The following is a 9,407-nucleotide window of genomic DNA, read 5'->3' as shown; positions in this document are numbered from 1 at the left end:
CGGTGCGGGCCCCCCACCGGCGGCCCGAGCCGCCGGTGGGGGGCCCGCACCGCGACCGACTACGCTCGACAGCACGGAGTGCCGTAGTCACGGGCAAGGAGAGGCGCCATGAACCCTGGCGGTGGAATGGACATGCAGGCGATCCTGCAGCAGGCGCAGCAGATGCAGCAGCAGCTGCTCGCGGCCCAGCAGGAGCTGGACGAGGCGAAGGTGACCGGCACCTCGGGCGGCGGGCTGGTCTCGGCGACGGTGAGCGGGCGCGGCCAGGTCGTCGACGTCGCGATCGACCCCAAGGCCATCGACCCCGACGACCTGTCGGACAGCGCGCAGACGATCGCCGACCTGGTGATCGCGGCCATCCGCGACGCCGAGCGCGAGGTCGAGAAGCTCCAGCAGGACAAGATGGGCCCGCTGGCGGAGGGCCTGGGCGGCGGCCCCGGCGGGATGCCCGGCCTGCCGGGCTTCTAGGCCCGGCCCGCGGAACGGTCCGCGGCGCGTGCCCCGGTCCCCGGCGCGCCCGCCGAGGTCCGGCGGGGCCGGACCCGGTGGTGCCGCCCGGCGGCGGACGCCGTGCGGACCGGCCGCCGGGCTCGCTCCACTACGGTGGAGGTGACGAGAGATACAGCGAGTAGGTAGGCGATGTACGAGGGTGCGGTCCAGAATCTGATCGACGAGCTCGGGCGGCTCCCCGGCGTCGGTCCGAAAAGCGCGCAACGCATCGCCTTCCACCTGCTCGCGGCCGAGACCGCCGACGTCAAACGGCTGGTGCACGCCCTCGTCGAGGTGAAGGAGCGCGTGCGCTTCTGCTCGGTCTGCGGCAACGTCGCGGAGGAGGAGCAGTGCCGCATCTGCCGTGACCCCCGGCGGGACGCCGCCGTCATCTGCGTGGTCGAGGAGTCCAAGGACGTCGTGGCGATCGAGCGGACCCGCGAGTTCCGCGGCCGCTACCACGTCCTGGGCGGTGCCATCAGCCCCATCGAGGGCGTCGGCCCCGACGACCTGCGCATCCGCGAACTCATGGCGCGGCTCTCCGACGGCCAGATCACCGAGCTCATCCTGGCCACGGACCCGAACCTGGAGGGCGAGGCCACCGCCACCTACCTGGCCCGCCTGGTCAAACCCATGGGCCTGAAGGTCACCCGCCTCGCCAGCGGGCTCCCCGTCGGCGGCGACCTGGAGTACGCCGACGAGGTCACGCTGGGCCGCGCTTTCGAGGGGCGCCGCAGCCTGGAGCTCTGACGGCGGCCCGGGCGTAGCCGGGCCCGCCCCGAGGTGGCGGGCGCCTGGCACGGCGACCGCGGGGCGGGGCGGTCCACCGCGGGCGCTCGCCGGTCGTCTCCGGACCCGTCCTCAGCGCCGACACGTTCCCTGACCACGGGGCGTTCGGCGTGCTGGGCACCCGATTTCGGGTGGTTCTGGGTATTCGCGGCCGTCTGGGGTAAGCATCCGCTCCGGTGGCCTTCGCCGCAGGTGGCGCGGCTGCCGTCGAAACCGAATCGCTACACTTCTGGTTGATTACCTTGATCCCACATCCTCAGGAGCGCCGACCGTGGCTCTAATCGTGCAGAAGTACGGTGGGTCTTCCGTCGCCGACGCGGAAGCCATCAAGCGGGTAGCCCAACGGATCGTCGCCCAGAAAAAGGCGGGATACGACGTCGTCGTGGTCGTGTCGGCCATGGGCGACACCACGGACGAACTCCTCGACCTCGCCGAGCAGGTCACGCCGCTGCCCCCCGGGCGCGAGCTCGACATGCTGCTGACCGCCGGCGAGCGGATGTCCATGGCACTGGTCGCGATGGCCGTCGGCAACCTCGGCTACGAGGCACGCTCGTTCACGGGCTCGCAGGCGGGAGTCATCACCACCTCCCTGCACGGCAACGCCAAGATCATCGATGTCACGCCCGGACGCATCCGCGAGGCGCTGGATGACGGCGCCATCTGCATCGTCGCCGGGTTCCAGGGGGTGTCCCAGGACAGCAAGGACATCACCACGCTCGGCCGCGGCGGCTCCGACACCACGGCCGTGGCGCTCGCCGCGGCGCTGGACGCCGACGCCTGCGAGATCTACAGCGACGTCGACGGCGTCTTCACCGCCGACCCGCGGATCGTGCCCTCCGCCCGGCGCATCCCCAAGATCTCCTACGAGGAGATGCTGGAGCTGGCGGCCTGCGGCACGAAGATCCTGCACTTGCGCTGCGTGGAGTACGCGCGGCGGTACAACATCCCGCTGCACGTCCGCTCGTCGTTCAGTCAGAAGCCCGGAACCTGGGTCGTCTCGGAAGTTGAGGAAACCGAAGGCATGGAACAACCGATCATCTCCGGTGTCGCGCACGACCGGAGCGAGGCCAAGATCACCGTCGTGGGGGTGCCGGACCGGGTCGGTGAGGCCGCGACGATCTTCAAGGTCCTCGCCGAGGCCGAGATCAACATCGACATGATCGTGCAGAACGTGTCGGCGGCCTCCACCGCCCGGACCGACATCTCCTTCACCCTGCCGGCCGACTCCGGGCAGACCGCGCTGGCCGCGCTGAAGAAGGTCCAGGACAAGGTGGGCTTCGAGGCGCTGCGCTACGACGACCAGATCGGCAAGGTGTCCCTGGTAGGCGCCGGCATGCGGTCCTACCCGGGTGTCACCGCGCGGTTCTTCGACGCCATCGCCCGCAACGGAATCAACATCGAGATGATCTCCACCTCGGAGATCCGCCTCTCGGTCATCGTCTCGCAGGACGAGGTGGACGCCGCCGTCGCCGCGGCGCACAGCGAATTCGAGCTCGACGCCGACCAGGTCGAGGCCGTCGTGTACGGAGGTACCGGACGATGAGCGACCGTCTCCCCACTCTGGCCGTCGTCGGCGCGACCGGCGCCGTGGGCACCGTCATGCTGGACATCCTCTCCACCCGCGAGAACGTGTGGGGTGAGATCCGCCTGGTGGCGTCGCCGCGTTCCGCGGGCCGGCGGCTCACCGTCCGCGGCGAGGAGGTCGAGGTCCAGGCGCTGGCCCCCGAGGTCTTCGACGGCGTGGACGTCGCCATGTTCGACGTGCCCGACGAGGTCTCGAAGGAGTGGGCGCCCATAGCGGCCGCGCACGGCGCGGTCGCCGTCGACAACTCCGGCGCGTTCCGCATGGACCCCGACGTACCCCTGGTGGTGCCCGAGGTCAACGCGGAGAAGACCCGTGACCGGCCCCGCGGCATCATCAGCAACCCGAACTGCACCACGCTGTCGATGATCGTCGCCCTCGGCGCGCTGCACCGCGAGTACGGCCTCAGCGAGCTCGTGGTCGCCTCCTACCAGGCCGCCTCGGGCGCCGGGCAGGAGGGCATCGACACGCTCCGCGACCAGATCGAGAAGGCCGCCGGCGACCGCACGCTCGGTGAGCGGGCGGGCGACGTCCGTGCCGCGGTCGGCGAGCTGGGCCCCTTCCCCGCGCCGCTGGCCATGAACGTGGTGCCGTGGGCGGGGTCGCTCAAGGACGGCGGGTGGTCGTCGGAGGAGCTCAAGGTCCGCAACGAGTCCCGCAAGATCCTCGGGCTGCCGGACCTGCGGGTCTCCGCCACCTGCGTGCGGGTGCCGGTGATCACCACGCACGCGCTCGCGGTGCACGCCACGTTCGAGCGCGAGGTGGACGCGTCCGCCGCGCGGGAGCTGCTCGCGGCCGCGCCGGGCGTGGTGGTGCAGGACGACCCGGCCAACGCCGAGTTCCCCACGCCGGCCGACGTCGTGGGGACCGACCCCACCTGGGTCGGTCGGATCCGCCGCTCGATCGACGACCCGAGGTCGCTCGACCTGTTCCTGTGCGGTGACAACCTGCGCAAGGGGGCGGCCCTGAACACGGCCCAGATCGCCGAGGTCGTCGCCCGGGAGTTCACCGGCTCCTGACCGGCTCCGGCCCGCTTCCGCCGACACGGTGGTCCTTCCCCCCCCCGGGAAGGGCCACCGTGTCGTATGCGGGGCGGCGTCCCCGGGATCCGTCCTCCCGGGGACGCCGTAGCCGCCCGACCGGTGCGGCGGCCGTGGCCGCGGCGGGGGTCGGACGGACAGGCGGGCGGCGTGTGCCGCGGTCGTGTCCGTCGCCGAGTCGCCGGATGGTGGGGGACGCGCGCCGGAGGCGGGGTGTACGGGAACCCGCACCGCCGCGGCGCCGACGTGCTGGGAGTGACTCACGCGCCGGAATCGGCGCCGTGCTCGAACTTAGTATGCCGTACGGAGTAATTCCGGCACTATACGGTACGGCGTACCGGATTTTCGGGCGGGCCAGAATAGCGGTATGACGACGGAGTACAGCGGCAGCGGTGACCCGGTGCGGAGCATGGAGCTGCTGTGGGGGACCCGCGAGCAGCCCAGTCGCGGGCCGAAACCGCGGCTGACCGTCGAACGGATCGTGGCGGCGGCGATCGAGTTGGCGGACGGCGAGGGGCTCGCGGCGCTCTCCATGCGGCGGGTCGCGCGGCGGCTCGGGGTCGGCACGATGTCGCTCTACACCTACGTGCCGGGGAAGTCGGAGCTGATCGACCTCATGCTGGACGCGGTCGCCGGCGAGTCGCCGTCGCTCAGCGACGTCCCCGGGGACTGGCGGGCCAAGGCGGAGGCGTGGGCCCGGGCGGCGTGGGCGCGCTACCACCGGCACCCGTGGGTGCTGCAGGTGGCGACCAGCCATCCGGTCTTCGGGCCGAACGACGTCGCGCGGACCGAGTCGGCGCTGAGCGCGCTGGCCGGAGTGGGGCTCACCGACCGCGAGGTCGTCGCCCTGCTCAACGCGGTGGACGGGTATGTGCGCGGCGTCGCCCGCGCGTCGGTCGAGGCGGCCCAGGTCGAGCAGCGCACCGGCGTCGCCGACGAGCGGTGGCTGACGGAGCGAGCTCCGCTGCTCGACAAGCTGATCGACCCGCGGCGCTTTCCCACTCTGACCCGGTTCTGGACCTCCGGCGTCTACGAGGAGCCCGGCGACGACTTCGAGTTCGGGCTGCAGCGGCTGCTGGACGGTGTCGAGACGCTGGTCCGCTCCCGCTCGGGCGGTCCCCGATGACCGGTGGCCGCGGTGACCGGTCACCGGATCGCGGCGGCGTGGGTGCGTGCGGCGCCCGCTTGAGGACCTGTCGACCGCGCAGGCTCTAGGGTCGGGACAGACCGTTTCGGCCCGGCGTGGGCGATCCGCCGCGCCTCCGCCCGGTGCGGGAGGCCGATGCGGATTCCGGAGCCCGGTGGCCCGGGAACGGGCCGTCCCGCCGGGCGGGACGGCCAAGCGGTTGCGAACAGCGGAGCGGAGTAGGGGAGACGATGTCGGCGACGCGGCTGCTGGTCCTCGGCGTGGTGCGCATGCACGGGCGGGCACACGGCTACCGGGTGGGCCGCGAGCTCCTCTCCTGGGGCACCGAGCAGTGGGCCAACGTCAAGTGGGGCTCCATCTACCACGCGCTGAAGCAGCTGACCAAGGAAGGCAAGCTCAGCGCCACCGCGGAGCCCGGGGACTCCGCGCCGGCCCGCACCGTCTACGAGCTGACGGAGGACGGCGAGGCAGAGTTCATGCGCCTGCTGCGCGACGCACTCGGCAGCGCCGACCACCGGCCCGACGTCCTCGGCGCCGGTCTGACGCTGCTGCCGGCGCTGACCCGGCGCGAGGCCGTGCGGCTGCTGCGCCGGCGGCTGGCCGAGCTGGAGGCGGCTCTCGACCGCCTGTCCGCGCTCCTGGAGCGCCCGGGCCTCTCGGGGGCCCCGGCGCACGTCCGGGAGCTGCACGGGCTGTGGGTCGACACGACACAGGGCGGCGCCGCGTGGACCCGGCGGCTCATCGAGCGGCTGGAGGCGGGCACGTACGTGATGGCCGGCGAGGCGGGCGCCACCTTCGGTGCTCCGGCCGAGGTCCCGGACGCCGGCGTGGACTGAAGCGCCCGGGCCGCGGATCGCGGCCGCGGGGTCCAGTCGGTGCTGATCATCGCCGCCTCCGTCCCGCTGGGGCTGCGGGTGCCGCCGGTCGGCCTCGCCCTCGGGCTGCTGCTCGTCATCCTGGGAACCGGGATCGGGACGCTGTCGTACGTGCTGGCGATTGCCACCAAGCAGAACCACGTCTTCGCAGGGGTGCTCCAGGGCATCAGCATGCCGCTGATGCTGCTCTCGGGCGTGCTGCTGCCCATGGACATGGCGCCGACCCGGCTGTACGCGCTCTCGCGGGCGAACCCGCTCAGCTACGTCGTCGAGGCCGAGCGCGCGCTGCTCGGCGGGCAGCTCGCGAGCGGGGCGGTGCCGGTCGCCTTCCTCGTGGCAACCGCGGTGGCCGGAGCCGCGGTCGCGGGTGGGATGCGCTCGATGCGCTCCCTCGCCGCTTGACCGGTCTCCGGCTACCGGTGGGACGGTTGCGCGGTCGGCGGCTCACCTCCTCCGGCCGCGCGCGTCGCGCATCACGGCGGCGTACCCGTCCTCCAGCACCGGGGCGACCGGGAGTCCGTCCGGCGGGGCGGTTTCGGCGACCACCCGGTAGCGCATACCGCCGGCGATCGCGACCGCGTTGGCGATCGTGAGGTCGCCCGCGGGCTGCGGGCCCGCGGTGTCGACCTGGTAGGTGCGCCCCTCGGCGGCCCCGGTGAGGCCGCTCGTGGGGCCGTGGTAGACGACCCGGCCGGCCGCGAGCACCGCCACGTCCGGGCAGGTCTGCGCCACGTCGTCGAGGATGTGCGTCGAGAGCAGCACGGTGCGCCGCTCACCGAGCCCGGCGAGCAGGGACCGGAACCGCATGCGTTCCTCTGGGTCGAGCCCGGCCGTGGGCTCGTCGACCACGATCAGACGCGGGTCGCCCATCAGCGCCTGCGCGATCCCCACCCGGCGCCGCATGCCGCCCGACAGGCCGCCCAGCCGGCGTCCGGCGGCGGCGGACATCCCCACCTCCTCCAGCAGCTCCGCCGCCCGCGCCCGCCGGACCCGCCGGTCCGCCATCCCCTTGAGCAGTCCGATGTAGTCGAGGAACTCGCGCGCCGTCAGGTCCGGGTACAGCTCCAGGTGCTGCGGCAGGTATCCCAGCATCCGCTTGACCGCCGTGCGGCCGGACCGCTCGGCCAGGTCGTGCCCGCCTACCACGACGCGTCCCGAGGTCGGGCGCAGGACACCGGTGAGCAGCCGCATCAGCGTCGTCTTGCCCGCTCCGTTGGGCCCCAGCAGGCCGAGCATGCCGCCGCCGAACGCGAGGTTCACCGCGTCGAGCGCCGGCTGGCCGCCGAAGGTCTTGGTCAGATCCGTGATGGTGACGTCCACCTCGGTTACCTCTTCCAGACGAGGATCAGGCGGGAGCAGAGCAGCAGCACCGCGACCGCCGCCAGTGTGCAGCCGAGCCAGAGCAGGGCCGCGGGGGTGCCGCCGGGGCCGGGGCTCAGCCCGGCGACCTGGCCCGCGCCGGCCCATGGCGGGTGGACGCCGAACCAGGCGGCGGCCGGATACTCCCCGGAGGGCGCCAGCAGCGTGCCGGTCGGGGTCGGCACCCACAGCAGCGTGAAGTTCCATACGGTGGCCCAGAGCCAGAGCGGGACCACCAGCACCCGGCTCGCAGGCACCGGGAGCAGCAGTCCCAGGGTCGCCGAGAGCGCCGCCGCCCACAGGCAGCCGGGCAGCGGGACGGCGGCGACGGCGAGCGGTGTCCACACCAGCCCTGCGGGGTCGCCCGTGCGGACCGCGACCAGTACCGCCAGCACGGTGGTGAGGACCGCGAGCGGCACCAGCGCGACCGCCAGGGCGCCCGCGAACGTGCCGAGCAGCCACCCTCCGGTGCTCAGCGGAGTGGCGGCCAGCAGTTCGGCGATACCGGTACCGCGGCTGCGCCGGAACCGGTCCGCGAACGCGACGCCGACCCCGATCGGCAGCAGCAGCACGAGGGAGGAGGCCGCCTCGCCGGCGGTGAGCCGGGCCGGCATCCCGCCGGTCAGCGGGGTGACCGAGACCAGGAGCCCCAGCAGCGTGACGGGGACCGCCGCGAGCCAGAGCGCCCGGCCGCGCAGTGCCATGCGCGCCTCGCAGCGCGCGGTCGCCGCCGCCGTCGCGACCGCTGCGCCGAGGTGGTGTGCCATCAGCCGCGCCATGAGCCGGCACCTCCCGGCGGCAGCCGCTCCATGTCGGCGATCGCGCGCGCACCGGACCGGAGCAGGACGGCTCCGACCGCCGCGGCCACCGCCCAGGCCAGCCCGTCCGGCACACTGGGCGCCCACCACGCGGTATGGCCCAGCCACACCGCCACCGCCGCCCCGGAGGCCGGCGCCGCCGACCGCCGGCGCGTCCACGCCCAGGCCGCCGTGCCGCCGACCAGCAGAGCGGGCGCCAGCATGGCGGGCAGCAGTAGGACGGCCGCGGCCGGGCCGCCGACCGCGCCCGCCGCCGACGCCGCGGAGGCGACCGCCAGCGCACCCGCGGTCACGCAGCCGGCGACGACCGCCAACCTGCGGCGCATGGTGGTGGGGACCGGGACGGGAGTGCCGGCGAGCAGTTCGAACGAGCGCTCCCGGTCGAGCACGCTCACCACCGCCGCCCCCGCGAGCAGCGGCAACCCGGCGGTCGCGCCCGCCACCGCCCAGCCAGCCGGCCCGGGGCCCCGCGTTGACGCGGCGCCGACCGCCGCAACCGCGACGAACGCGCCCAGCAGCGGCAGGACGATGGCGGCCGGGCCGCATCGACGGATCTCATGCAGGTGGATCTCTTTCACGTCAGGTACGTAGCGGCTCGGCGGCGGGCGGTTCACTCCGGTCCCCTGGGGCCGCGGGCACCGGCCGGGGCCCAGGGGACCGGGCGGGGAGCCGGCGTGCGGCCGAACCGCTCACGAGGCCGCACGGCGCGGTCGACCCGCCGAGGAGAACGCCGCCGACCACGGCGGATCCGGTCGCGAGGACACGGAGCGGCGGTGCCGCCGAGGCCCGCGTACGCGCCGCGCCGGTCCGGAGTAGCGCCGCGTCGGGGCGGGAGGCCGGCGAGCGGGGCGGTCCGCCGGGGCAGAGCCAACCCGGTGCCGGGGCGACCGTACGCGGCGTCCGGAGGGCATGAAGGCGGGCGGCCGGGAGCACCGGGCCGGCGGGCGGCTGTGCCCGGACGGCCGCATGGCCCGAGGGCCGCACCGAGGGTACGCCGTGCGCGGGCGGCCGGCCCGGGGTCGCGGCGCGCGGCCGACGGCCATCCGGCGGTCCCGGGACCGGGTGCTGTCCAGACGCGCACCACAGCCGAGCGGTCCTCCCGGCTCGGCCGGGCCCGGAGACGTCCGCCGTTGTCGGCGGCAGCCGCCAGTCCCCGCGGGTCCGGCCGGGGCGCACCGGACGGATCCCCGGGTCGGCGGGCGGCCGCTCATGGGCGCCGCACCCGTGCCGCGTCGAGCCGGGGACCGCGCGGCCCGGCCACGGGCGGATGCGTGGAGTGCGGTCGGCGTCCACGGCACACCGCGTGCC

At 74.3% G+C, this 9,407-nt stretch carries 10 protein-coding genes; 7 read left to right on the top strand and 3 right to left on the bottom strand.

The window, feature by feature from the left end; all coding sequences use genetic code 11:
- The first annotated feature begins 126 nt into the window (after nucleotides 1-126).
- The 7 genes from DEF28_RS12170 (at nucleotide 127) to DEF28_RS12140 (ending at nucleotide 6,324) form a co-directional block, all read left to right on the top strand.
- Nucleotides 127-468 carry a YbaB/EbfC family nucleoid-associated protein gene (locus DEF28_RS12170; protein WP_220269992.1) on the top strand — a complete coding sequence of 114 codons (342 nt, stop codon included), beginning with the start codon at nucleotides 127-129 and terminating at the stop codon, nucleotides 466-468.
- A 171-nt stretch (nucleotides 469-639) separates the two neighbouring features.
- Nucleotides 640-1,239, top strand: coding sequence for a recombination mediator RecR (gene recR, locus DEF28_RS12165; protein WP_114397118.1), 600 nt, complete (start codon nucleotides 640-642; stop codon nucleotides 1,237-1,239).
- 310 nt (nucleotides 1,240-1,549) lie between these two features.
- Nucleotides 1,550-2,821 (top strand): aspartate kinase, encoded by a 1,272-nt coding sequence (locus DEF28_RS12160; protein ID WP_114397117.1) that lies wholly within the window; start codon nucleotides 1,550-1,552, stop codon nucleotides 2,819-2,821.
- Nucleotides 2,818-3,879, top strand: a complete 1,062-nt coding sequence (locus DEF28_RS12155; RefSeq protein WP_114397116.1) for an aspartate-semialdehyde dehydrogenase — start codon at nucleotides 2,818-2,820, stop codon at nucleotides 3,877-3,879. The genes DEF28_RS12160 and DEF28_RS12155 overlap by 4 nt, the downstream gene beginning before the upstream one ends.
- A gap of 388 nt (nucleotides 3,880-4,267) precedes the next feature.
- Complete coding sequence (locus DEF28_RS12150) at nucleotides 4,268-5,026, top strand: TetR/AcrR family transcriptional regulator (RefSeq protein WP_114397115.1); 759 nt, start codon at nucleotides 4,268-4,270, stop codon at nucleotides 5,024-5,026.
- 251 nt (nucleotides 5,027-5,277) lie between these two features.
- Nucleotides 5,278-5,883, top strand: a complete 606-nt coding sequence (locus tag DEF28_RS12145) for a PadR family transcriptional regulator (RefSeq protein WP_114397114.1) — start codon at nucleotides 5,278-5,280, stop codon at nucleotides 5,881-5,883.
- A 39-nt stretch (nucleotides 5,884-5,922) separates the two neighbouring features.
- Nucleotides 5,923-6,324, top strand: a complete 402-nt coding sequence (locus DEF28_RS12140) for an ABC transporter permease (RefSeq protein WP_114397113.1) — start codon at nucleotides 5,923-5,925, stop codon at nucleotides 6,322-6,324.
- Nucleotides 6,325-6,366: 42 nt separating this feature from the next.
- On the opposite strand, the gene DEF28_RS12135 is transcribed toward DEF28_RS12140, so the two are convergent.
- From DEF28_RS12135 to DEF28_RS12125, 3 genes are read right to left on the bottom strand one after another with little or no spacing between them, the layout of a single operon-like run.
- Nucleotides 6,367-7,242, bottom strand: a complete 876-nt coding sequence (locus tag DEF28_RS12135) for an ATP-binding cassette domain-containing protein (protein ID WP_114397112.1) — start codon at nucleotides 7,240-7,242, stop codon at nucleotides 6,367-6,369.
- A gap of 5 nt (nucleotides 7,243-7,247) precedes the next feature.
- The gene (locus DEF28_RS12130) at nucleotides 7,248-8,060 is read right to left on the bottom strand and encodes a hypothetical protein (RefSeq protein ID WP_114397111.1); all 813 of its coding nucleotides are present in this window, start codon (nucleotides 8,058-8,060) and stop codon (nucleotides 7,248-7,250) included.
- Nucleotides 8,048-8,677, bottom strand: coding sequence for a hypothetical protein (locus DEF28_RS12125; protein ID WP_114397110.1), 630 nt, complete (start codon nucleotides 8,675-8,677; stop codon nucleotides 8,048-8,050). Before DEF28_RS12125 ends, DEF28_RS12130 begins: the two co-directional genes overlap by 13 nt.
- Nucleotides 8,678-9,407: the final 730 nt, after the last annotated feature.

This window comes from Marinitenerispora sediminis (assembly GCF_003336425.1).
In the GTDB taxonomy this organism is placed as follows: domain Bacteria; phylum Actinomycetota; class Actinomycetes; order Streptosporangiales; family Streptosporangiaceae; genus Marinitenerispora; species Marinitenerispora sediminis.
Note: the sequence above shows the minus strand (reverse complement) of the source record. Positions and strands in the feature narration are given on the sequence as shown.

Bases quoted from the DNA above. Each gene is read 5' to 3' on its own strand.
- DEF28_RS12170 (WP_220269992.1), top strand. From the start codon at position 127: ATGGACATGCAGGCGATCCTGCAGCAGGCGCAGCAGATGCAGCAGCAG.
- recR (WP_114397118.1), top strand. From the start codon at position 640: ATGTACGAGGGTGCGGTCCAGAATCTGATCGACGAGCTCGGGCGGCTC.
- DEF28_RS12155 (WP_114397116.1), top strand. From the start codon at position 2,818: ATGAGCGACCGTCTCCCCACTCTGGCCGTCGTCGGCGCGACCGGCGCC.
- DEF28_RS12150 (WP_114397115.1), top strand. From the start codon at position 4,268: ATGACGACGGAGTACAGCGGCAGCGGTGACCCGGTGCGGAGCATGGAG.
- DEF28_RS12145 (WP_114397114.1), top strand. From the start codon at position 5,278: ATGTCGGCGACGCGGCTGCTGGTCCTCGGCGTGGTGCGCATGCACGGG.
- DEF28_RS12130 (WP_114397111.1), bottom strand. From the start codon at position 8,060: ATGGCGCGGCTGATGGCACACCACCTCGGCGCAGCGGTCGCGACGGCG.